This window comes from Streptomyces sp. NPDC046862, from assembly GCF_040704615.1.
In the GTDB taxonomy this organism is placed as follows: Bacteria; Actinomycetota; Actinomycetes; order Streptomycetales; family Streptomycetaceae; genus Streptomyces.
Window position 1 is genome coordinate 1 of sequence record NZ_JBEYXP010000103.1, and the last position, 20,787, is coordinate 20,787.

The window sequence follows — 20,787 nt, forward strand, 5'->3', positions numbered from 1 at the left end:
TCAGACGGCCCGGCCCGCCCCCCCGCCGCGCGGGCCGGGCTCCCCAGGGGAGTCCGGCCCGGCGCGTGGTTTTCTGCGTCTCGGCTTACCTGTGGCCTACCTGCGGGTGGTGGCCTTCTTGGCGGTGGTCTTGCGCGCCGTCGTCTTCTTGGCCGGCGCCTTCTTGGCCGTCGCCTTCTTCGCCGGGGCCTTCTTCGCCGTCGCCTTCTTGGCGGTGGTCTTCTTGGCCGTCGTCTTCTTCGCGGCCGCCGTCGTCTTCGCGGGGGCCTTCTTCGCCGTGGTCTTCTTGGCGGCGGCCGTGGTCTTCCTGGCCGTCGTCTTCTTCGCGGTGGCCTTCTTCGCCGCGGTCTTCTTGGCCGCGGCCTTCTTGACCGTCGCCGAAACGCCGCCGGTAAGGCTGCCCTTGGGCGCCTTCTTCACCGCGACCTCGCCGCCGCGCGGCAGCTTCTTGGTACCGCTCACGAGGTCCTTGAAGCCCTGACCCGCGCGGAAGCGCGGCACGGAGGTCTTCTTGACCCGAACCCGCTCACCCGTCTGCGGGTTGCGGGCGTAACGGGCCGGACGATCAACCTTCTCGAACGAACCGAAACCGGTGACCGAGACCCGCTCACCGGCGACCGTCGCGCGGACGATGGCGTCCAGTACCGCGTCGACCGCGTCGGCGGCCTGCTGGCGGCCACCGACCTTGTCCGCAATCGCTTCTACGAGCTGCGCCTTGTTCACGTCTTCCCCTTCGGAGACATTGCCAGAACGAAACAGTTCAAGCTTTTTCGCACGTTAGGCAGATATATACCGCAAATCAAACACGAAACGGGCTAATCACCCTTGTGCCGCAGCGGACTAGGACGGTCACGGAGTTCCTCAGTGGTCCTCTTCGGGGATCCGACCCTCGTCGAGGTCCTTCATGAAGCTCTCCAGACGCCTTGCCGCGTCGGCGAGGTCGTGCTTGGCCACGGCCGTAATGACCAGCAGCTTCCGGGTCAGCGCCATCCGTACGCCCTCCGGGACTTGCGATGCGCGCACCCTTGCGTGCGCTTCCTTGAGTTGGTCCGCGACTGCCGTATAGAGCTCGAGTTGGCCGTCGTGTTCCATGCACAGATTGTGCCATCTGGGGCGAGTTGTCGCCTGCCCAGGGGGCAACTGCCGTCTCCCAGCGGTCTTCCGGGCACCTCGGTACGTCGCGGCCTGGACGCTCGAGTACCCCGGCAAACCCCCTTGTAACCAGGGGAGTTGCGGTGCCGCCCTGGCCTGCTCGAACCCCTTCCGGGGGCAGACACAGCTGTACCCCCAACCGTCCACGATTGGGGGTACAGAGGGGTGTTGCGGTGGCTGGATTCGGCCTTGCGCCGAAGCCCGTGGACCCTGCTATGGGGCCACGAGAGCCCTCCTGCGGGCTCACCGGCATCGGTCCCAGACCTGGAGCCTCGGACCTTGGGCCTCAGACCTTGAGCGTCTGCGGCTTGTACGCGGGACGCTTCGCCTCGTACGCGGCGATGTCCGCCTCGTTCTGGAGCGTGATGGAGATGTCGTCCAGCCCGTTCAGCAGCCGCCAGCGGGAGTTCTCGTCGAGCTCGAAGGAGGCGGTGATGCCCTCGGCACGCACCTCACGAGCCTCAAGGTCCACAGTGACCTCAGCAGTCGCGTCCTTCTCGGCGAGCTCCCACAGCGCGTCCACGATCTTCTGCTCCAGGACGACGGTGAGCAGACCGTTCTTGAGCGAGTTGCCGCGGAAGATGTCGGCGAAGCGGGAGGAGATCACGGCCTTGAAGCCGTAGTTCTGCAGCGCCCACACGGCGTGCTCGCGCGAGGAGCCCGTACCGAAGTCGGGACCGGCGACCAGGACGGTCGCACCCTGCCGCTCGGGCTGGTTGAGGACGAAGGACGGGTCCTTGCGCCAGGCCTCGAACAGCCCGTCCTCGAACCCGTCCCGGGTCACCTTCTTGAGCCAGTGGGCGGGGATGATCTGGTCGGTGTCGACGTTGCTGCGGCGCAGCGGGACGGCCCGGCCGGTGTGCGTGGTGAATGCTTCCATGAGTGATCAGACTCCAGCGGGCGTACGGGTGTCGGCGTCGGACAGGTCGGCGGGGGACGCCAGGTGGCCCAGGACGGCCGTCGCGGCGGCGACCTGCGGCGAGACCAGGTGCGTACGGCCACCCTTGCCCTGCCGGCCCTCGAAGTTGCGGTTGGAGGTGGAGGCGGAGCGCTCACCGGGGGCCAGCTGGTCGGGGTTCATGCCCAGACACATCGAGCAGCCCGCGTGCCGCCACTCGGCGCCGGCCTCCTTGAAGACCACGTCCAGACCCTCGGAGACGGCCTGCAGACCCACGCGCGCTGAGCCGGGGACGACCAGCATCCGCAGACCGTCGGCGATTTTGCGGCCCTCGACGATCGCGGCGGCGGCCCGCAGGTCCTCGATACGGCCGTTGGTGCACGAACCTACGAAGACGGTGTCCACCTTGATGGAGCGCAGCGGCTGACCGGCCTCCAACCCCATGTACTCCAGGGCCTTTTCGGCGGCGAGGGCGTCCGAGGCGTCCTCGTACGAAGCGGGGTCGGGGACGGACGCCGAAAGCGGCGCGCCCTGGCCGGGGTTGGTGCCCCAGGTGACGAACGGCGACAGCTCGTCGGCGTTGATGACGACCTCGGCGTCGAACTCGGCGTCGTCGTCGGTGCGCAGCGTCTTCCAGTACTCGACGGCGGCGTCCCAGTCGGCGCCCTCGGGGGCGTGCGGGCGGCCCTCGAGGTAGGCGAAGGTGGTCTCGTCGGGGGCGATCATGCCCGCGCGGGCACCGGCCTCGATCGACATGTTGCAGATGGTCATGCGGGCCTCCATCGAGAGCTTCTCGATGGCGGAGCCGCGGTACTCCAGGATGTAGCCCTGGCCGCCGCCCGTGCCGATCTTCGCGATGATCGCGAGGATCAGGTCCTTGGCGGTGACGCCCTCGGGCAGCTCGCCCTCGACGGTGATGGCCATGGTCTTCGGGCGGGCCAGGGGCAGCGTCTGGGTGGCCAGCACGTGCTCCACCTGGGAGGTGCCGATGCCGAAGGCCAGCGCGCCGAAGGCGCCGTGCGTGGAGGTGTGGGAGTCACCGCACACGACCGTGGTGCCCGGCTGGGTCAGGCCCAGCTGCGGTCCCACGACGTGGACGACGCCCTGCTCGACGTCGCCCAGCGGGTGCAGCCGGACGCCGAAGTCGGCGCAGTTCTTGCGCAGCGTCTCCAGCTGGATCCGGGAGACCGGGTCGGCGATGGGCTTGTCGATGTCGAGGGTCGGGGTGTTGTGGTCCTCGGTCGCGATGGTGAGGTCGAGACGGCGCACGGTGCGGCCGCTCTTGCGGAGGCCGTCGAAGGCCTGGGGGCTGGTCACCTCGTGCAGCAGGTGCAGATCGATGAAGAGGAGGTCGGGCTCGCCCTCGGCGCGCCGGACGACATGGTCGTCCCAGACCTTCTCCGCGAGTGTCCTACCCATCGCTTTCCCTCCGGCCGGCCTGTCCGGCGCCGGCTCAACTAGAGATCTTGGGGTGGCAGGCGCCCGTGTCCCCCTGGCTCGGGCGTGTGCCGCCGGGCCCGTTGGTCGGCGGGCCGCTGTGACTTCCAGAGTGGCGTGTTCCACCAGAAATTGAACTTGCGTTTCACAGAGTGAGACGCGAGTATCGTTTCATGGACAACAGTAGCGGCGTCGGCGTTCTGGACAAGGCAGCCCTTGTCCTGGGCGCTCTGGAGTCCGGTCCGGCCACCCTCGCGGGCCTGGTCGCGGCGACCGGACTGGCACGACCCACGGCCCACCGGCTGGCCGTGGCTCTGGAACACCACCGCATGGTGGCACGTGACATGCAGGGCCGGTTCATCCTCGGCCCGCGCCTGGCCGAGCTGGCCGCGGCCGCCGGCGAGGACCGTCTCCTCGCCACGGCGGGCCCGGTGCTCACCCACCTCCGTGACGTCACCGGCGAGAGCGCGCAGCTCTACCGCCGCCAGGGCGACATGCGCATCTGCGTCGCCGCGGCGGAGCGCCTGTCCGGGCTTCGGGACACGGTCCCGGTCGGCTCGACGCTCACGATGAAGGCGGGCTCCTCGGCCCAGATCCTGATGGCCTGGGAGGAGCCGGAGCGCCTGCACCGCGGACTGCAGGGCGCCCGCTTCACGGCGACGGCCCTGTCGGGCGTACGGCGCCGGGGCTGGGCCCAGTCGATCGGCGAGCGTGAGCCGGGCGTCGCGTCCGTCTCCGCTCCGGTCCGCGGTCCCTCCAACCGCGTGGTGGCCGCCGTCTCGGTCTCCGGACCCATCGAGCGCCTGACCCGCCACCCGGGCCGCATGCACGCCCAGGCGGTCATCGACGCCGCGGCCCGCCTCTCCGAGGCCCTGCGCCGCACCGGCTGACGCCGCCCCTCGCACATCAACCGCTCCCCCTCACGTCACCCTCGAAGAGCCGGCCTCAACGCCGCGGCAGGCTCTTTCCGGGGCTGGCACTTCGGGGTTCTTCAGAGGTGTGCGGAACGACACGCACGCGCCGGTTTCCTCGCCGCGCCTCCCCTCGTTGGCCGGCACCGCTCTCCGATCAGCCCGTGCTTGGATAGCGGCACCCCCCAAGGAAAGGCGCAAGAGATGCGGCTGGCCGAGCTCAGCGAGCGCAGCGGCGTGTCCACCGCGACGATCAAGTACTACCTGCGCGAAGGGCTGTTGGCGCCGGGCCGCCAGATCAACGCGACGACGGCCGAGTACGACGAGGACCATCTGCGCCGGCTGCGGCTGGTCCGGGCGCTGATCCAGGTGGGCCGCGTGCCCGTGGCCACCGCCAAGGAGGTCCTCGGGCACGTGGACGACGAGTCCCTGGGCCGTACGATCCGCCTGGGCGCGGCTCTTTGGGCGCTGCCACAGGGTCCCGAGCCCGACGAGGAGGACCCGGCGGTGGTGGCGGCGCGGCGCGAGGTGGACCGGCTGCTCACGTCGCTCGGCTGGGAGACCGCCCGCGAGCTCGCCTCCGTCTCCCCCGTGCACCGTTCGCTGGTGACGGCGGTGGCCGCGCTGATCCGGCTCGGCTATGCCTGGGACGCCGAACGGATGGCACCGTACGCGGAGTTGATGCACCAGGTGGCCCGGCGGGACCTGGACTTCCTGGAGACGCACGGGTCGGAGTCCGAGCGGGTGGAGACGGCGGTCGCGGCGGCCGTGCTCTTCGAGCCCGTGCTGCGGGCGCTGCACCGGCTGGCGCAGGAGGAGGAGTCGACGCGGCGGTACGGACTCCGGTGACCGCGGTGGACGCGGGTCACGGAAAACGCCGGTGGCCCCCCACCGAAGTGGAGGGCCACCGGACCGCGTACCCCCGACCGGATTCGAACCGGCGCTACCGCCTTGAGAGGGCGGCGTGCTAGGCCGCTACACAACGGGGGCGTGGACACTGCGTTTCCGCAGGCCCGAGCTGGTCTACCTGGACTCGAACCAAGACTAACTGAACCAGAATCAGTCGTGCTGCCAATTACACCATAGACCAATGTGGTTTAGACCAGTCAGTACCCCCGACCGGATTCGAACCGGCGCTACCGCCTTGAGAGGGCGGCGTGCTAGGCCGCTACACAACGGGGGCCCTAGCGATCCCGAGTTGATCGAGATCAGTACCCCCGACCGGATTCGAACCGGCGCTACTGCCTTGAGAGGGCAGCGTGCTAGGCCGCTACACAACGGGGGCGCTGCAGAGTTGATCTCCGCGATTGCAGATGAGCTCTGCGAGCTGGCCTACCTGGACTCGAACCAAGACTAACTGAACCAGAATCAGTCGTGCTGCCAATTACACCATAGGCCACTGGAACGCAAGCCCCTGAGGGGTCTTTGTTCTAGTTTGCGCCTCCGGTTCCCGGCCTTCCGGCCCGCTCTCCGGCGGCGCAGGAAGAACATTACCTGAAGGTGGACGGCGCTCCAAAACGACTATCCGGAGCGAGGAGCGCGGGAAGTTCGGCGAGGGACACGATCCGGTGGCGGCCGGCGGGAACGTCGCCGCCGAGCCACGCGCCTGCCCGGTCGATCCACACGGACCGCAGCCCCGCCTCCGCGGCCCCGCGCCCGTCGATCTCCGGATGGTCGCCGACGTACGCCACCTCGTGCGGTGGCAGGCCCAGGGCCTCGCAGGCCGCCAGGAAGGCCCCCGCCTCGGGCTTGGAGACACCGAGCTCGGCGGCACACAGAACGGTCTCGAAGCGGTCCCACACGCCCAGGGTGCGCAGCTTGCGCTCCTGAACGTGGATGCTGGAGTTGGACAGCACGGCGTGCCGGTGGCTCGCGGCGAGGGCGTCCAGGGCGGGCAGCACGTCCGGGAAGAGCGCCCAGACGGCCTCGTAGTGACCGATGTAACGCTCGAACCAGGCGTCGGCCTCGGCGTCGGTCAGCTCCTCGCCCAGGAAGGCCCGTACGCGGTCCCGGCGCTGCCCCTGGAAGTCGACCTCGCCGGCGGAGAAACGCGCCCACTGCCGGTCGGTGATCTCCCGCCACCGCGCGATGGCCTCCTCGACGTTCTCGTACCCGTCGAGCAGTCCCTCCGCCGTCAGATGGGCCCGCATGCCGGCGCGGTCCGCGGCGGTGTAATCGAAGAGGGTGTCGTCGACGTCCCAGACCACGGCTCGGATGCTCATGGCCCGACCGTAACCCGGGCGGAGGGGCCGCGTCCCGGGGAACGCGGAGGGGCGGCACCCCGAGCCGGGTGCCGCCCCTCTCCCACGTTCGTTACGCGGCAAGCCTCGCCAGCGCCGCGTCGATGCGGGCCAGCGTCTTCTCCTTGCCGAGGATCTCCAGGGACTCGAAGAGGGGCAGGCCGACCGTGCGGCCGGTGACGGCCACGCGGACCGGGGCCTGGGCCTTGCCGAGCTTCAGGCCGTGGGCCTCACCGGCCGCCAGGACGGCCTCCTTGAGGGACTCGGCGGAGGACCAGTCGGCCGACTCCAGCTTCTCGCGGGCCGTGCGCAGCAACGCGTCCGAGCCCTCCTTCATCGCCTTCGTCCAGCTCGCCTCGTCGAAGACCGGCTCGGGGAGGAAGAGGAAGTCGACGTTGTCGGTGATCTCCGACAGGACCTTCAGACGGCTCTGCGCGTGCGGGGCGATCGCCTGCCACTTGGCCTCGTCGAAGTCCTCCGGCGCCCAGGGGGCGAACGGGGCCTTCAGCCAGGGGGCGCAGCGCTCGGTGAAGTCCTTCACGTCGAGCAGACGGATGTGGTCGGCGTTGATCGCCTCGCACTTCTTCAGGTCGAAACGCGCCGGGTTCGGGTTCACGTCCGCCACGTCGAAGGCCGCGACCAGCTCGTCCGTCGTGAAGACGTCCCGGTCCGCCGCGAGCGACCAGCCCAGCAGGGACAGGTAGTTGAGCAGGCCCTCGGGGAGGAAGCCGCGCTCGCGGTAGAGGTTCAGCGAGGCCTGCGGGTCGCGCTTGGAGAGCTTCTTGTTGCCCTCGCCCATCACGTACGGCAGGTGGCCGAAGGCGGGGGTCTGCTTGGCGATGCCCAGCTCGGTCAGTGCCTTGTAGAGGGCGATCTGGCGCGGGGTGGAGGAGAGCAGGTCCTCGCCGCGCAGGACGTGGGTGATCTCCATCAGGGCGTCGTCGACCGGGTTGACCAGCGTGTACAGCGGGGCGCCGTTCGCGCGGACGATGCCGTAGTCCGGCACGTTCTCCGGGGTGAACGTCAGCTCGCCGCGGACCAGGTCGGTGAAGGTGATCGTCTCGTCGGGCATGCGGAAGCGGACGATGGGCGCGCGGCCCTCCGCCTCGTACGCCTCGACCTGCTCGGCGGTCAGCTCGCGGCAGTGGCCGTCGTAGCCGGAGGGCTTGCCGGCGGCGCGGGCGGCCTCGCGGCGCTCCTCCAGCTCGGTAGTGGTGCAGTAGCAGCGGTACGCGTGGCCGGCGTCCAGGAGCTTCTGGGCGATCTCCTTGTAGAGGTCCATGCGCTGCGACTGGCGGTACGGGGCGTGGGGCCCACCGATCTCCGGGCCCTCGTCCCAGTCGAAGCCCAGCCAGCGCATGGAGTCCAGGAGCTGCTCGTAGGACTCCTCGGAGTCACGGGCGGCGTCGGTGTCCTCGATGCGGAACACCAGGGTGCCCTGGTGGTGGCGGGCGAACGCCCAGTTGAACAGGGCCGTGCGGACCAGCCCCACGTGGGGGTTGCCGGTGGGCGACGGACAGAAACGTACGCGGACGGGTGCGCTAGCCACGCTTGACTACCTTGTTGGTGAGAGTGCCGATGCCTTCGATGGTGACGGCGACCTCGTCGCCGACACTGAGGGGGCCGACCCCCGCGGGGGTGCCCGTGAGGATCACGTCGCCGGGGAGCAGCGTCATGGCCTCGGTGATGTTGACGATCAGGTCCTCGATGGAGTGGATCATCTCGCTCGTGCGGCCGAGCTGGCGCTGCAGGCCGTTGACCGTGCACTGGATGGTCAGGTCCGAGGCGGCGGCGAGGTCCAGGTCCGTCTCCACCCAGGGGCCGAGGGGGCAGGAGGTGTCGAAACCCTTGGCCCTGGCCCACTGCTTCTCCCGCTTCTGGACGTCGCGGGCGGTGACGTCGTTGGCGCAGGTGTAGCCGAAGATCACGTCCGCCACGCGCTCGCGCGGGACCTCGCGGCACATGCGTCCTATGACCACGGCCAGTTCGGCCTCGTGGTGCAGGTCGCTGGTGAACGGCGGGTACTGGATCTCGTCGCCGGGGCCGGCCACCGAGGTCGACGGCTTGAAGAAGGCGAACGGGGCGTCGGGCACCTCGTTGCCCAGCTCCTTGGCGTGCTCCGCGTAGTTGCGGCCGAAGGCCACGACCTTGTTGGGCAGCACGGGCGGCAGCAGCCTGACCTTGCTCAGCGGGACCTTCGTGCCGGAGAGCTCGAATTCCGCGAACGGGATGCCCTTGATGATGTCGAGGACGAGCTCGTCCGGCTTGTCGCCCTCGACCGCGCCGAACGCGACGTTCCCGTCGATGGAGAATCTGGCAATGCGCACGGGATCCCTGCGCCCCTCACTTGAGCCGGCTGGAGTCTGACGCTCCAGGCTAACGCGGCAGGGGGCCGCGCCCCGGCCCTTTACGGTCGCCGCCCCGCCCATGTCAAAGGGCGCCCCTGGACGTCTCGGGGACATCCGGGGGCGCCCTTCACAGGCCTTCACGGCCCTTCACGGCTTTCCACCGTCATCCGCACACTCCGCGCGACCGCCGGATCACCGAATGAACGGACGAGGCCGAAGAACTTCGTACGTGTCCGGACCCGCCCGCATTGAGCGACTCGCGGCCGGCGCGCGTACTACTACGCGACGGAGGCCTGGACCGGGGCCTCCTCGAGGATGGTCCGCCTGGGGTTGGCGGTCTGGGACGGGAGGTCGACGGAGTGCTCCTGCTGCGGCGTCGCCAGTTCGTCGGCGTCGGCGAGATGCACGAGAGTGGTGCGTCGCGGGTTGGCTATCGTCTGGAACATCATCGTCGTCTTCACTGTTGTACGTGACCTCGTGGTTGCGGGCGCCGGGCGACCTCAAGGGCCGCCCCGGAAGCGCGGGTTGTCGGATTCGCCATCCCTGTAAAGCGTCAGGCTAAACATCCGATTCCCGGGGTAACTCGTGAAGACGGCATGATCACCGTGTGAGTTTCCTCACTGACTAGTAGATATTTCGGACAATCGAGACCCCTCCCCCGCCTCGACAAAACGGGCATTGTTCACCTGAAGCGCGCATTCCGCTCCTGATCATGGCGACTGGGACACGCTGCGGTGCCCTGCACCTCGCGCTCGTTTGCCCGATATGCACGGGATCCGTTTGCACGCCGCGTGACAGATCTTTCACTTGATGTCACTCTGGGCACAGGGTCACCCGTTGGCCTTGTTGGAGATCCTGCACTGTGCTGGAATTCCACGGACCGCCGTGGAGGAGACCCGGCGCACAGGGGGCGCAAAGCAGCGCCAAGTGGCGGCGGGAAGGGGAGCCAGCGCCGGTCACTCAAGACCAATAGGGGTGCGCGTTCAGGGCGGCCCCAGACGCCGACACCGTCTCGCCGTTCACGCGGAGAGGCGCCTGGTCCAGAGGTTGCGACGCTAGTGCAGGGACGTTTCAAGAGGGATGGCAGCGCTTCGGCGGAGCCGGAGCCGCACGGCGGGACTGGCCCCATGAAAGGCAGCTCCGCGCCCCAGCACGCCCAGAACCCGGGCCCGGCGGAGACTGGCGACAGCGGTGAGCGCTCGGGGCGCACAGGGCGCACCGGTGCGTCCGCACCCCCGCCGCCCCCGGCCAAGCCGAAGAACGGTCCGGGCGGCCCCGGTTCGCGAATAGCGCTGCGCAACTGGCGCATCTCGACCCGTCTGGTCTCGCTGCTCGCGCTCCCCGTGGTGGCCGCCACCTCGCTCGGCGCGCTGCGCATCAGCGACAACGTGGACGACATCCAGCAGCTCGACAACATGCGGCTGCTGACCGACATGACCAAGCAGGCCACCGAGCTCGCCGACGCCCTCCAGCGGGAGCGCGACATCTCGGCCGGCCCGCTCTCGGAAGGCGCCGGCGCCAACGACCCCACGATCAAGGGTGTCCGCGACAAGACCGACACGGCCCAGCGGCAGTTCCTGAAGGCCACCCAGGAGATCGGCGACGCCAGCGAGGAGGGCCGGCTCCCGGGTGTCCGCGACAGCCTCGTGGGTATCGCCACCGAGCTGACGAACCTCAGCACGGTCCGCCGCGACGCGTACGAGGACCCCAAGAACGCCACGCTCACCGTCGAGGCGTACCACCGGCTGATCAACCAGCTGCTCAACCTCTCCCAGGACATGGCGGAGGCCACCAGCAACCCGGAGATGATCAGCCGCACCCGCGCCCTCGCCGCGTTCTCCACCGCCAAGGAGTACGCCTCCGTGCAGCGCGCGATCATCGCGGCCGCGCTGCCGGCGAACCCCGACAAATCCGGCGAGCTCTCCGAGAGCGACCGGCAGTACGGCCTCTCCGCGCTGACCAGTGAGGGCTCCGAGACCGACAGCTTCGGCAACATCTACGGCCGGGACCGTGCCGAGGAGCTGATGAAGCCGATCAGCGACGGCAACCCGACCATCAAGGCGGTCGACGACTACGCCAAGCGCGTGCTCGACAACCCCAACGGTCTGCGCTCGCTGGACAAGCGCTCGTACAAGGACTGGGTCGACGACGACTCGGTCAAGGTCGAGCAGATGAAGAAGATCGAGGGCTCGCTCCTGGAGGAGATGGAGCAGACCGCCCGCCAGCTGCGGAGCGAGTCCGAGCGCGAGGCGATCATCTCCGGTGCGCTGATCCTGCTCGTCCTCGGTATCTCCCTCGTCGGCGCCTTCGTCGTGGCCCGCTCCATGATCCGCTCGCTGCGCCGGCTGCAGGACACCGCGACCAAGGTCGCCCAGGACCGGCTGCCCGAGCTGGTCAAGCAGCTGTCCGAGTCCGACCCGCAGGACGTCGACACGTCCGTGGAGACGGTCGGCCTGCACTCCAAGGACGAGATCGGCCAGGTGGCCGCGGCCTTCGACGACGTGCACCGCGAGGCGGTCCGCCTCGCCGCCGAGCAGGCCCTCCTGCGGGGCAACGTCAACGCGATGTTCACCAACCTCTCGCGCCGCTCCCAGGGTCTGATCCAGCGCCAGCTGTCACTGATCTCCGAGCTGGAGTCTCGTGAGGCCGACCCGGACCAGCTCTCCTCGCTGTTCAAGCTCGACCACCTCGCGACCCGCATGCGCCGTAACGGTGAGAACCTCCTCGTTCTCGCCGGTGAAGAGCCCGGCCGCCGCTGGACCCGTCCGGTCCCGCTGGTCGACGTGCTCCGCGCCGCCGCGTCCGAGGTGGAGCAGTACGAGCGCATCGAGCTGGCGGCCGTGCCCGCCACCGAGGTCGCCGGCCGGGTCGTCAACGACCTCGTGCACCTGCTCGCCGAGCTGCTGGAGAACGCCACCTCGTTCTCCTCGCCGCAGACCAAGGTCAAGGTCACCGGTCACGCGCTCCCGGACGGCCGGGTGCTGATCGAGATCCACGACACCGGTATCGGTCTGTCCCCCGAGGACCTCGCGTCCATCAACGAGCGGCTCGCCTCGCCGCCCACCGTGGACGTCTCCGTCTCCCGCCGCATGGGTCTGTTCGTGGTCGGCCGCCTCTCGCAGCGCCACGGCATCCGCATCCAGCTGCGCCCGTCCGACTCCGGCGGTACGACCGCGCTGGTCATGCTGCCCGTCGACGTCGCCCAGGGCGGCAAGAAGCCCGTTCCGGGCAAGGGCGGCCAGTCGGGCATGCCCCCCGGTGGTCCCGCCGCCGCGCAGGCCGCGGCCGGCGCTGCCGCCGCCCGCCGGGGCAACGGCAACCAGTCGGGACCCGGTCTCGGCGCGGGTGCCCCCGGTGGCGGTCTGCTCGGCGCTCCTCCGCAGCGTGGGCAGGTGGGCGCCGGACAGGGCCCGCGGGCCGCGCTGCCCGGCAGCGACCAGGACGGCCGTACGGGCGGGCCCGGTGGACCGCGCGGTCCGCAGGGCGCTCCCCCGGTGCCCCCGCAGGGCCGGCCGACGCCGGCCGGTGCCGGTGCCGGTGGGTTCGGCGCTCCGGCGCCGGGTGCCCCGCAGGGCCTGCAGGCCGCCGGGACCGGTGGGCCGCAGAACTTCTTCGAGGACTCCTCCAGCCGCCAGGGCGGCTCGGGTCCGCGTACTCCGGGCGGCTCGCTCGGCGACAACAGCTTCAGCCCGTCCCGTCAGGGTGGCTTCGGCGAGGGTGGGCCCTCGGCCGAGAACCCCTCCGGCGGCGTACCGCCCAAGCAGCGCAAGGAACGTTCCGGCAGGCGCCGGCCGCAGCTGCCCGGACGCGGTGGTCCGCGGGCCGAGCTGCCCGGTGGCAACCCGCAGTCGCGCACGCCGAGCTGGAGCGACGAGAACGCGCAGCCGCCGGTGCCGCGCGCCTCTCTGGACGCGCCGCGCGGCCACGAAGAGCCGGACTCCACCTCGCGCATGCCGCGCTTCGACGACCGTCAGGGCCCGGGCTCGACCGAGGAGATGCCCCGGATCGACGACCGTCAGGGTCCCGCCGTCACCTCCGAGTTCCAGCGTCCCGACTACGACGCGCCGCGGCCCGACCAGCAGCAGAACGGCACGGGTCAGTTCGTCCGCTCCGACGTGTTCGGCAGCAGCGCCCCGTCCCCGGCACCCGCTCCGGACCGCTTCCCGGCGCCGGGCCGTGGGAACCCGCAGGACACCGGCCAGTTCCCGACGTCCGGCCACGACGGCTCCGGCACGGGCCAGTTCGCCGCTCCCGGTTACGGGGACCGGCAGGACGCCTCGTCCACGGGCCAGTTCGAGCGTCCCCAGATGGGCGGCGGTGCCGACTTCGGCGCGCCCCGGCCGCCCATGCCGCAGCGTCCGCCGGTACCTCCGCAGCGGCCCGCCAGGCCGCAGGAGCCCGAGGCTCTGCCGCCCGCGTCCGGCCCCGGTGACGGCCGTACGCCGCTGTACGACACGCTGGAGACCAACTGGTTCCACGGCGGTCAGGCCTCCCAGCCGGCCAATGGCAATGGCAATGGCAGCGCTCCGGGCAACAGCGGCGCTCCGAACAACGGCTCCGCGCCGCCCCAGGCCCCCTCGGCCGACCGGCGCCCGACCCCTCCGGCCCCCCAGGCATCCTCCGCCTGGCGTGCCAACCCCAACGACGAGCTCGTCCGCCAGGCCGAGCGCGTCCGTCAGCCGTCGGCGGGCGGGGTCACCACCTCCGGCCTGCCGCGCCGGGTCCCGCGCGCGAACCTCGTGCCGGGTACGGCTCAGCAGCAACAGCACCAAACCGGTCCGCAGGTCTCGCGTTCGCCTGACGACGTACGCGGCCGGCTGACCAATCTCCGTCGGGGCATCGCGCAGGGTCGTCAGGCCGGCACCGGCCAGACCGGCAGTTTCCCGAGCCCCACTCACCAGCAGGAGCGTTAGTTGAGCCAGATGAGCCAGGCGGCACAGAATCTCAACTGGTTGATCACCAACTTCGTGGACAACACCCCCGGGGTGTCCCACACCGTCGTCGTGTCCGCCGACGGACTCCTTCTGGCGATGTCCGAAGGCTTTCCCCGTGACCGCGCCGACCAGCTCGCGGCCGTCGCCTCGGGTCTCACCTCGCTCACGGCCGGGGCCTCCCGGATCTTCGAGGGCGGGAACGTGGCCCAGACGGTGGTGGAGATGGAACGCGGCTTCCTCTTCCTGATGTCCGTCTCGGACGGATCGTCCCTGGCGGTCCTCTCCCACCCGGACTGCGACATCGGCCTCGTCGGATACGAGATGGCACTGCTCGTGGACCGCGCGGGGGCCGTGCTCACGCCCGACCTGCGTGCCGAACTGCAGGGCAGCCTGCTGCACTAGGACCCCACCCCCCGGCTCCACAACCACAAACCGTCCGGCCGCCACAGTCCCCCCACCGGCCCCGTCAGACGGCACGACCGACCGACATGCTGTCCCGCCCGGAGGATCCATGACCCCGCCCACCGCTTCTCATGATCCGTACGCAGCGTCGTACGGGGACGAGGGCGACCAGCCGCTGGTACGGCCGTACGCGATGACCGGCGGCCGGACGCGGCCGCGCTACCAGCTCGCCATCGAGGCCCTGATCAGCACCACGGCCGACCCGGCGGCGCTCATGGGGCTGCTCCCCGAGCACCAGCGGATCTGCCACCTCTGCCGTGAGGTCAAGTCGGTGGCCGAGGTCTCGGCCCTGCTGTCCATGCCGCTCGGTGTGGCACGGATCCTCGTCGCGGACCTCGCCGAGGCCGGACTCGTCGCGATCCACCAGCCCGGCGGCGACGAGAACGCAGGCGGCGCACCGGACGTGACACTGCTCGAAAGGGTGCTCAGTGGACTTCGCAAGCTCTGACGCGGGCCGGGCTACCACCTCGGCGAAGATCGTGGTGGCCGGTGGGTTCGGCGTGGGCAAGACCACGTTCGTGGGCGCCGTGTCGGAGATCAACCCGCTGCGCACCGAGGCCGTCATGACCTCCGCGAGCGCGGGCATCGACGACCTGACCCACACCGGGGACAAGACCACCACCACGGTGGCCATGGACTTCGGCCGCATCACGCTCGACCAGGACCTGATCCTGTACCTGTTCGGCACCCCGGGCCAGGACCGCTTCTGGTTCATGTGGGACGACCTGGTCCGCGGCGCGATCGGCGCCGTCGTCCTCGTCGACACCCGCCGCCTCGCCGACTGCTTCCCCGCGGTCGACTACTTCGAGAACAGCGGACTGCCCTTCGTCATCGCGCTCAACGGATTCGACGGGCACCAGCCGTACAACCCCGAGGAAGTGCGCGAAGCGCTGCAGATCGGGCCGGACGCGCCGATCATCACGACGGACGCCCGCCACCGCTCGGACGCCAAGAGCGCGCTGATCACGCTGGTGGAGCACGCGCTCATGGCACGCCTGCGGTAGCGGGAACGCGGGCCCGTAGGCGGACAGCACCCAAGTCGGCAACGCCATACGGCAGTTGTCGTAGATACACCGGCGCCGACTGTGTCGTTTGACACGGTCGGCTCCGGTGTTCATAACGTTTCGACAGAGAAATAGGGTGGTACGGCCACGCGTCGCGGTCGATCGGTGTCACTGCGTCCACCTCGGCCCCGCCATTTGCCGTGGCTGGCTCTTTATGACCGTTTTATCTGGGACTTACATCACGTGGAATCGTTGCTTCCCTGTGTTTGGAAGTGCGCGGACTGACGTGCTGGAATGCCTGAACTGCCCAATAGTCAAAGACGTACTAGGGCTATGGAGTCACCCGCGGCACGACTTAGGTGCCGGCGCCGAGAGGTTGTTGGTCGAGTGAGGCGAAGCAAGCGCAGTCCCGAGCCGTCGGCGCGGGGCAACTTCACCCCGCCGCCGCGCGGGGCGGCACCCGCACAAGTGTCCGGACCGGAACCATCGGTCACGCCGGCGCCCAGCGGCAGTCGGCTCTCTCCCCGCAACTGGCGAGTGCCCACCCGCCTGAACGCGATCCTCCTCATACCCGTGGTGGTCGGCCTGGTCATGGGCGGCTTCCAGGTGAAGGGCTCGATCGACACGTGGCAGCAGGCGAAGGACGCCGAGAAGGTCGCGAAGATCGTGGCCGCCTCCGGAGCGTACGCCGAGGCCCTCCTCAACGAACGTGACGTCTCCGCCCAGCCGCTCCTCGAGGGCGACCGGGACAACGAGACCGTCCAGCAGGCCCGCGACCTCACCGACGAGAAGGCCGACACCTTCCACAAGGAAGTCGTCGGAATGCCGTCCAAGCAGGGCCTTGAGCGCCGCCTGAGGCTGGTCGAGCAGGCCGAGCCGAAGCTGGAGCAGATCCGGCAGGCCGCCTACACCCGCTCGATGGACCCGACGAAGACCGAAGAGGGCTACGTCACCATCGAGCACCTGCTGATGGAGTTCTCGAACGAGCTCGGTCTCGGCACCGGCAACATCACCGCCTACGGCCGCACGGTGTACGCGGTCGCCCTCGCCAAGGGTGCCGCCTCGCTGCAGCGCGCCATCGGCATGCACCTGCTGGTCAAGCCCAGCACCGACGAGACGATCTTCAAGCAGCAGGTCACCGCCTACACCTCGTACGCGTACCTCGAGAACATCGCCCTCCAGGAGTACGTCTCCGGCGGTACCGAGCAGGACGCCGCCCGCCTCAAGCAGGTCATGGCGCAGAAGACCGAAGAGGGCAAGAAGCTGCTGGCCGAGGCCGCTCAGCAGGCCCAGGCCGAGGGCAAGACCGTGGTGACACCGCCCTCCATGACCAAGATGATCCAGGCGATCGGCAGCGGGCTGACCCCCGCGCAGCTCGCCGACCGCGGCATCACCCCGTCCACCTGGATGGCCGCCTCCACCCTCAAGTTCGAGGGCTACAGCGAGGTCGAGAACGAGATGATCAACCGCGCCGTGGACGACGCGGGCCAGATCGCCTCGAACGCCCAGCGCGACGCCTACATCAACGGTGCCGTCGTCATCCTCGCCCTGCTCGCCGCGTTCATCATCGCCTCGCTCATGGCCCGCCAGATGAGCCGCTCGATGCGCCAGCTGCGCAACGCCGCCTTCGGGGTCGCCGAGCAGCGCCTGCCGATGCTGGTCGACCAGCTCTCGCGCACCGACCCTGGCCGTGTTGACACGCGTGTGCAGCCCATCCCGATCAACACCAGGGACGAGATCGGCGAGGTCGCCCGCGCCTTCGACCAGGTTCACCGTGAGGCCGTCCGGCTCGCCGCCGAGCAGGCCCTGCTGCGGGGCAACATCAACGCGATCTTCACCAACCTCTCGCGCCGCAACCAGTCGCTGATCGAGGGCCAGCTGACCCTGATCACCGACCTGGAGAACAACGAGGCCGACCCGGACCAGCTGGAGAACCTCTTCAAGCTGGACCACCTGGCGACCCGTATGCGCCGCAACGGCGAGAACCTCCTCGTCCTCGCCGGCGAGGAGCCCGGCCGCCGCTGGGACCAGCCGGTCCCGCTGGTCGACGTGCTGCGCGCCGCCTCCTCCGAGGTGGAGCAGTACGAGCGCATCGAGCTCTCCGGCGTCCCGGAGGCCGAGATCCACGGCCGCGCCGTGACCGACCTCGTGCACCTGCTCGCCGAGCTTCTGGAGAACGCCACGACGTTCTCCTCGCCGCAGACCAAGGTTCGCGTCACCGCCACCCGTCTGCCCGACGGTCGGATCATGATCGAGATCCACGACAAGGGCATCGGACTCACCGCCGAGGACTTCGCGGACATCAACCACAAGCTGGCCAACCCGCCGACCGTGGACGCCGCGATCTCGCAGCGCATGGGCCTCTTCGTGGTCGGCCGGCTGTCGGACCGGCACGGCATCCGTGTCCAGCTGCGCCCCTCGGGCGAGCAGGCCGGCACCACCTCGCTGGTCATGCTCCCGGACGTCATCACCCACGGTGGCGGTGGCGAGCACCAGCCGCCGCACGACGAGTTCACCGTCTCGCAGATCGTCCCGGAGCAGCAGGCCTTCCAGCCGCCCGCACAGCAGCCGATACGCACGGCCGCCGAGCTCGGCTTCGACGACAGCCGCTACTCCGAAGTCCCGGACGACATACGCGAGTTGGACCCCGTCGGCCGCTCCCTGATGCGTGAGGAGCGCCGCGCGGCCCTGGAGGCCCAGGCGCACGGCCAGGACCGTCCGGAGGCCATCGAGCCGCCCCGGTACGGCGACGACTTCCAGGCCCCCACGCAGCCGTCGTACGACACCGGACGGACCGCCTTCCCGGAGCAGCAGACCGGGTACGACCAGCAGACCGCGTACGAGGAGCCGCAGCAGCCGTCGTACGAGGAGACGTACTTCCCGCCGTCGGCGGACTTCACGTCGAACGGCGGCTACCCCGAGCCGAGGTATCCGGAGCCGGTCCGCGAGGAGCAGCCGCAGGCGCACACCTCCGCCCCGGAATCGTTCTCCGCCTTCGAAGAGCCGGCCTATCAGGACGACTGGCCGCAGCAGAACAGCTACCAGAGCCCGTACCAGTCCGAGTACGCTCCGGAACCGGAATCCACGCAGGCCGATGACGTGAAGGAGCCGGACGGCGTAGGCTTCGACCGTCCGGGACCGGCCCCCTCCGCCGCCCACGAGCTGACCGACGCCGGGCTGCCGCGCCGCGGATCCACCGCGAACGGCACCGGCGCCCCCCAGCGCGTGGCACAGGAACCGCCGGCGGCCAAGGAGCCGAACGACGACTGGCGCTCCGCGAACGACGCGCGGTGGCAGCAGGCCTCCCAGCTCCGGAAGCCCAGGGCGGGCGGGGTCACCTCCTCCGGCCTGCCACGACGGGTCCCCAAGGCCAACCTGGTCGAGGGAGCCGCCGCAACGACCCAGCAGGGAGGCCCATCGGTCTCCCGCGCTCCCGAGGACGTACGGGGCAGGCTGAGCAACCTGCGCCGCGGCGTCCAGCGGGGACGCAACGCAGGCAGTGATACGAACGGCCAGGGCTTCGGTCCTGACAGCACCTACAACCAGGAGCGTTAGTGTGAGCCCGATGAGCCAGGCGGCACAGAACCTGAACTGGTTGATCACCAACTTCGTGGACAACACCCCGGGGGTGTCCCACACGGTGGTGGTCTCCGCCGACGGACTCCTTCTGGCGATGTCCGAAGGTTTTCCGCGCGACCGGGCCGACCAGCTCGCGGCCGTCGCGTCCGGACTGACCTCGCTGACCGCGGGCGCCTCCCGCATCTTCGAGGGCGGCAGCGTCAACCAGACGGTTGTGGAGATGGAGCGAGGGTTCCTCTTCATCATGTCCATCTCCGACGGTTCGTCCCTCGCAGTCCTCGCACATCCGGAAGCGGACATCGGTCTCGTTGGGTACGAGATGGCGCTTCTGGTCGACCGTGCCGGTACGGTCCTGACACCCGATCTGCGAGCGGAGCTCCAAGGGAGCCTGCTCAACTAACTGACAGTCGGTGCGTTTTGGCGTCCCGGGGCCGTAAAGTTTCGGGACGCGGCTTTCACAAGGTTGGGTGACCGGCACAGTCGGAGGAGGAGAAAGTGGCAACACCCCCAGGCGGTTCGTCTTCGGGCAACTGGTCCTACGGCCCTGGCCAGGGTCAGAGCCCGGGTGAGCAGAACCGGTACAACTTCCCCTCCGCACCGAGCCAGCAGCGTCGCCAGCCGTACGGGCACCCCGGCCCCCAGGGCCCGGGTCCGTCGCCGTACGACCAGCCGCCGGCGCCCCGCATCCAGCCCGTGCAGCCGCAGCGGCGCTCCCCCGAGCCGTCGCCCGCGGGAGGCGCCAGCAACCCCCTGGTGCGCCCGTACGCCATGACGGGCGGCCGCACCAGGCCCCGCTACCAGCTCGCCATCGAGGCGCTGGTGCACACCACCGCGCAGCCGCACCAGATGCAGGGCCAGCTGCCCGAGCATCAGCGAATCTGCAACCTCTGCCGAGAGATCAAGTCGGTCGCCGAAATCTCCGCGCTGCTGACCATCCCCCTCGGCGTGGCCAGGATCCTCGTCGCCGACTTGGCGGAGGCGGGCCTGGTCGCCATCCATCAGCCCGGCGGCGACGAGAGCGCCGGCGGCCAGCCAGACGTGACACTGCTCGAAAGGGTGCTCAGTGGACTTCGCAAGCTCTAGCGGAGGGCCTTCCCGCTCCACCACCTCCGCGAAGATCGTGGTGGCGGGCGGCTTCGGCGTGGGCAAGACCACGTTCGTCGGCGCCGTCTCGGAGATCAATCCGCTGCGCACCGAGGCCGTCATGACGTCTGCTTCAGCGGGCATCGACGACCTGACCCACACCGGGGACAAGACGACCACGACGGTCGCCATGGACTTCGGCCGCATCACGCTCGACCAGGACCTGATCCTGTACCTGTTCGGCACCCCGGGCCAGGACCGCTTCTGGTTCATGTGGGACGACCTGGTCCGCGGCGCCATCGGTGCCATCGTCCTCGTCGACACCCGGCGTCTGGCCGACTGCTTCCCGGCGGTGGACTACTTCGAGAACTCGGGTCTGCCGTTCGTGATCGCCCTCAACGGCTTCGACGGTCAGCAGCCGTACAACCCGGACGAGGTCCGGGAAGCCCTCCAGATCGGTCCGGACACGCCGATCATCACGACGGACGCGCGGCACCGGGCCGACGCGAAGTCGGCACTGATCACGTTGGTCGAGCATGCGCTGATGGCTCGGTTGCGGTAGTTCGCGGCTTCTGAGCTGCCCCTGGCGGTTCGCTGCCGAGTGCGGGTTTGTTCGTGGCTGGTCGCGGGGGGGGGCCCGGCCCCCCCCGCGGGGCGGGGGGGGGAGCACAAGGAGGGGGGGGGCGGGGGGGTGTGGGGGTAAACAAGCAACGACAAAAAAAAGAAAAAAAAAAAAAAT

General features: G+C 69.7%; 18 protein-coding genes and 5 tRNA genes. 10 read left to right on the top strand and 13 right to left on the bottom strand.

Going from position 1 to position 20,787, the window contains the following annotated elements:
* Nucleotides 1-96 precede the first annotated feature (96 nt).
* The 4 genes from AB0959_RS51915 to leuC all read right to left on the bottom strand — a co-directional run bounded on the left by AB0959_RS51915 (nucleotide 97) and on the right by leuC (nucleotide 3,469).
* Nucleotides 97-723, bottom strand: coding sequence for an HU family DNA-binding protein (locus tag AB0959_RS51915; RefSeq protein WP_366834020.1), 627 nt, complete (start codon nucleotides 721-723; stop codon nucleotides 97-99).
* A 138-nt stretch (nucleotides 724-861) separates the two neighbouring features.
* Nucleotides 862-1,092 carry a hypothetical protein gene (locus AB0959_RS51920; RefSeq protein WP_366834021.1) on the bottom strand — a complete coding sequence of 77 codons (231 nt, stop codon included), beginning with the start codon at nucleotides 1,090-1,092 and terminating at the stop codon, nucleotides 862-864.
* A 346-nt stretch (nucleotides 1,093-1,438) separates the two neighbouring features.
* Nucleotides 1,439-2,032 (bottom strand): 3-isopropylmalate dehydratase small subunit, encoded by a 594-nt coding sequence (gene leuD, locus AB0959_RS51925; protein ID WP_366834022.1) that lies wholly within the window; start codon nucleotides 2,030-2,032, stop codon nucleotides 1,439-1,441.
* A 6-nt stretch (nucleotides 2,033-2,038) separates the two neighbouring features.
* Nucleotides 2,039-3,469 (bottom strand): 3-isopropylmalate dehydratase large subunit, encoded by a 1,431-nt coding sequence (gene leuC / locus AB0959_RS51930; protein ID WP_366834023.1) that lies wholly within the window; start codon nucleotides 3,467-3,469, stop codon nucleotides 2,039-2,041.
* A 191-nt stretch (nucleotides 3,470-3,660) separates the two neighbouring features.
* On the opposite strand from leuC, the gene ndgR reads away from it, so the two are divergent.
* Together ndgR and AB0959_RS51940 are read left to right on the top strand one after the other, a co-directional pair.
* Nucleotides 3,661-4,377, top strand: a complete 717-nt coding sequence (gene ndgR / locus AB0959_RS51935; RefSeq protein WP_366834024.1) for an IclR family transcriptional regulator NdgR — start codon at nucleotides 3,661-3,663, stop codon at nucleotides 4,375-4,377.
* Between the two features lie 225 nt (nucleotides 4,378-4,602).
* Nucleotides 4,603-5,247, top strand: coding sequence for a MerR family transcriptional regulator (locus tag AB0959_RS51940; RefSeq protein WP_366834025.1), 645 nt, complete (start codon nucleotides 4,603-4,605; stop codon nucleotides 5,245-5,247).
* 68 nt (nucleotides 5,248-5,315) lie between these two features.
* On the opposite strand, the gene AB0959_RS51945 is transcribed toward AB0959_RS51940, so the two are convergent.
* The 9 genes from AB0959_RS51945 to AB0959_RS51985 form a co-directional block, all read right to left on the bottom strand.
* Nucleotides 5,316-5,388 (bottom strand) — tRNA-Glu (locus tag AB0959_RS51945).
* A gap of 28 nt (nucleotides 5,389-5,416) precedes the next feature.
* Nucleotides 5,417-5,488: transfer RNA gene (locus AB0959_RS51950), tRNA-Gln, on the bottom strand.
* Between the two features lie 20 nt (nucleotides 5,489-5,508).
* A tRNA-Glu gene (locus AB0959_RS51955) sits at nucleotides 5,509-5,581 on the bottom strand.
* 29 nt (nucleotides 5,582-5,610) lie between these two features.
* Nucleotides 5,611-5,683: transfer RNA gene (locus tag AB0959_RS51960), tRNA-Glu, on the bottom strand.
* Nucleotides 5,684-5,725: 42 nt separating this feature from the next.
* Nucleotides 5,726-5,797 (bottom strand) — tRNA-Gln (locus AB0959_RS51965).
* Nucleotides 5,798-5,888: 91 nt separating this feature from the next.
* On the bottom strand, nucleotides 5,889-6,620 hold the full coding sequence (locus AB0959_RS51970; RefSeq protein ID WP_366834026.1) for an HAD family hydrolase: 732 nt from the start codon (nucleotides 6,618-6,620) through the stop codon (nucleotides 5,889-5,891).
* 91 nt (nucleotides 6,621-6,711) lie between these two features.
* On the bottom strand, nucleotides 6,712-8,187 hold the full coding sequence (gene gltX / locus AB0959_RS51975; protein WP_366834027.1) for a glutamate--tRNA ligase: 1,476 nt from the start codon (nucleotides 8,185-8,187) through the stop codon (nucleotides 6,712-6,714).
* The gene (locus AB0959_RS51980; RefSeq protein ID WP_366834028.1) at nucleotides 8,180-8,965 is read right to left on the bottom strand and encodes a fumarylacetoacetate hydrolase family protein; all 786 of its coding nucleotides are present in this window, start codon (nucleotides 8,963-8,965) and stop codon (nucleotides 8,180-8,182) included. The genes gltX and AB0959_RS51980 overlap by 8 nt, the downstream gene beginning before the upstream one ends.
* A 299-nt stretch (nucleotides 8,966-9,264) precedes the next feature.
* Nucleotides 9,265-9,447, bottom strand: a complete 183-nt coding sequence (locus AB0959_RS51985) for a hypothetical protein (protein WP_366834029.1) — start codon at nucleotides 9,445-9,447, stop codon at nucleotides 9,265-9,267.
* A gap of 597 nt (nucleotides 9,448-10,044) precedes the next feature.
* Between AB0959_RS51985 and AB0959_RS51990 the strand changes: the two genes are divergently transcribed.
* From AB0959_RS51990 to AB0959_RS52025, 8 genes are all read left to right on the top strand, one after another.
* A complete protein-coding gene (locus AB0959_RS51990; protein WP_366834030.1) occupies nucleotides 10,045-13,899 on the top strand; it encodes a nitrate- and nitrite sensing domain-containing protein in 3,855 nt (1,284 codons plus the stop codon).
* A gap of 9 nt (nucleotides 13,900-13,908) precedes the next feature.
* Nucleotides 13,909-14,322 carry a roadblock/LC7 domain-containing protein gene (locus tag AB0959_RS51995; protein ID WP_152782943.1) on the top strand — a complete coding sequence of 138 codons (414 nt, stop codon included), beginning with the start codon at nucleotides 13,909-13,911 and terminating at the stop codon, nucleotides 14,320-14,322.
* A 109-nt stretch (nucleotides 14,323-14,431) separates the two neighbouring features.
* A complete protein-coding gene (locus AB0959_RS52000; RefSeq protein ID WP_152776741.1) occupies nucleotides 14,432-14,830 on the top strand; it encodes a DUF742 domain-containing protein in 399 nt (132 codons plus the stop codon).
* Nucleotides 14,811-15,386 (top strand): ATP/GTP-binding protein, encoded by a 576-nt coding sequence (locus AB0959_RS52005; RefSeq protein WP_366834031.1) that lies wholly within the window; start codon nucleotides 14,811-14,813, stop codon nucleotides 15,384-15,386. Before AB0959_RS52000 ends, AB0959_RS52005 begins: the two co-directional genes overlap by 20 nt.
* Before the next feature lie 387 nt (nucleotides 15,387-15,773).
* Nucleotides 15,774-18,941 (top strand): nitrate- and nitrite sensing domain-containing protein, encoded by a 3,168-nt coding sequence (locus AB0959_RS52010; protein ID WP_366834032.1) that lies wholly within the window; start codon nucleotides 15,774-15,776, stop codon nucleotides 18,939-18,941.
* A 10-nt stretch (nucleotides 18,942-18,951) separates the two neighbouring features.
* The gene (locus AB0959_RS52015; RefSeq protein WP_033321188.1) at nucleotides 18,952-19,365 is read left to right on the top strand and encodes a roadblock/LC7 domain-containing protein; all 414 of its coding nucleotides are present in this window, start codon (nucleotides 18,952-18,954) and stop codon (nucleotides 19,363-19,365) included.
* Nucleotides 19,366-19,460: 95 nt separating this feature from the next.
* Nucleotides 19,461-20,048, top strand: coding sequence for a DUF742 domain-containing protein (locus tag AB0959_RS52020; protein ID WP_366834033.1), 588 nt, complete (start codon nucleotides 19,461-19,463; stop codon nucleotides 20,046-20,048).
* Nucleotides 20,029-20,610 (top strand): ATP/GTP-binding protein, encoded by a 582-nt coding sequence (locus AB0959_RS52025; RefSeq protein ID WP_009314218.1) that lies wholly within the window; start codon nucleotides 20,029-20,031, stop codon nucleotides 20,608-20,610. The genes AB0959_RS52020 and AB0959_RS52025 overlap by 20 nt, the downstream gene beginning before the upstream one ends.
* Nucleotides 20,611-20,787 lie beyond the last annotated feature (177 nt).

Excerpts from the sequence above, each read along its gene's own strand:
- AB0959_RS52000 (WP_152776741.1), top strand. The coding sequence starts at position 14,432 with ATGACCCCGCCCACCGCTTCTCATGATCCGTACGCAGCGTCGTACGGG.
- leuD (WP_366834022.1), bottom strand. The coding sequence starts at position 2,032 with ATGGAAGCATTCACCACGCACACCGGCCGGGCCGTCCCGCTGCGCCGC.
- AB0959_RS51940 (WP_366834025.1), top strand. The coding sequence starts at position 4,603 with ATGCGGCTGGCCGAGCTCAGCGAGCGCAGCGGCGTGTCCACCGCGACG.
- leuC (WP_366834023.1), bottom strand. The coding sequence starts at position 3,469 with ATGGGTAGGACACTCGCGGAGAAGGTCTGGGACGACCATGTCGTCCGG.
- AB0959_RS51995 (WP_152782943.1), top strand. The coding sequence starts at position 13,909 with ATGAGCCAGGCGGCACAGAATCTCAACTGGTTGATCACCAACTTCGTG.
- AB0959_RS51970 (WP_366834026.1), bottom strand. The coding sequence starts at position 6,620 with ATGAGCATCCGAGCCGTGGTCTGGGACGTCGACGACACCCTCTTCGAT.
- ndgR (WP_366834024.1), top strand. The coding sequence starts at position 3,661 with ATGGACAACAGTAGCGGCGTCGGCGTTCTGGACAAGGCAGCCCTTGTC.
- AB0959_RS52015 (WP_033321188.1), top strand. The coding sequence starts at position 18,952 with ATGAGCCAGGCGGCACAGAACCTGAACTGGTTGATCACCAACTTCGTG.
- AB0959_RS51920 (WP_366834021.1), bottom strand. The coding sequence starts at position 1,092 with ATGGAACACGACGGCCAACTCGAGCTCTATACGGCAGTCGCGGACCAA.